The 762-nt window shown below is 63.9% G+C and carries 1 protein-coding gene; it reads right to left on the reverse strand.

The window, feature by feature from the left end:
• Nucleotides 1-33: 33 nt before the first annotated feature.
• On the reverse strand, nucleotides 34-762 hold a 729-nt coding region (locus RX395_RS09775), incomplete at its 5' end, for a lactate racemase domain-containing protein (RefSeq protein WP_316367279.1).

A 762-nucleotide genomic window follows, 5' to 3' on the forward strand; every position in this document is an offset into this window, starting at 1 on the left:
CTCGTGTCGTATCGTCGGCCGCTTGGTGTTTGTTTATGTGACTGCTATGATGTCGTACTTCTTCTCCGCCCAGTGGACGTAGGTGCGCTTGTCCGCCGTCTTCCAGGACACGGGCTGCATCTCCCTGGCCCAGCCGGAGTGAATCTCGATCTGGCGGCTCTTGGTGTCCAGCACGGCGTCGCAGCAGAAGAATTTCTTGCCCATCTTCTCCTCCATGTGCATGCCCTGCTGGTCGAACTTGTGCCGCATCTCGCTGTTCGTGGACACGGGCACGAAGTCCTGCCGGTGCATCACCTGGGGCACGTGGTGGGCAGAGATGCTCCGCCAGTGGGAGATGCCGGTGGCGCAGTGCTTGTAGCCGCCGGAGTAGCCGCCGTAGGGGTTGCCCTGGGTGTGCCCGATGAGCACCGCCACGTCCGCGTCGTAGACGTACTTGTTCATGATCACGTGGTCCCCCTGGGCGGTGTAGCCCAGGTCCACCAGGTGGTCGTAGTCCTCGCTGTCGTGGCTGGTGATCTGGCCGGTGGGGTAGAACTCGCCGAACAGCTCGGGGCCCAGGATGGTCTGCATCTCGGCCACAGTAGCACGGGGGTGCAGGCCGTTGGAGAACAGCAGCAGCACGTCCTTCTGCTCCACCCCGGCGGCGTACAGCTCGTCCAGGCAGGCACGGATGGCCACCTTCCGGTGGCTGGTAGGCTGGTTGCCCCCCTTGACGATGTCCGGAATGACGATGACCACCGACTTGCCCGGCCCGGCCAGCTC

Origin of the sequence: Collinsella aerofaciens (genome assembly GCF_032584215.1) — a bacterium.
In the GTDB taxonomy this organism is placed as follows: Bacteria; Actinomycetota; Coriobacteriia; order Coriobacteriales; family Coriobacteriaceae; genus Collinsella.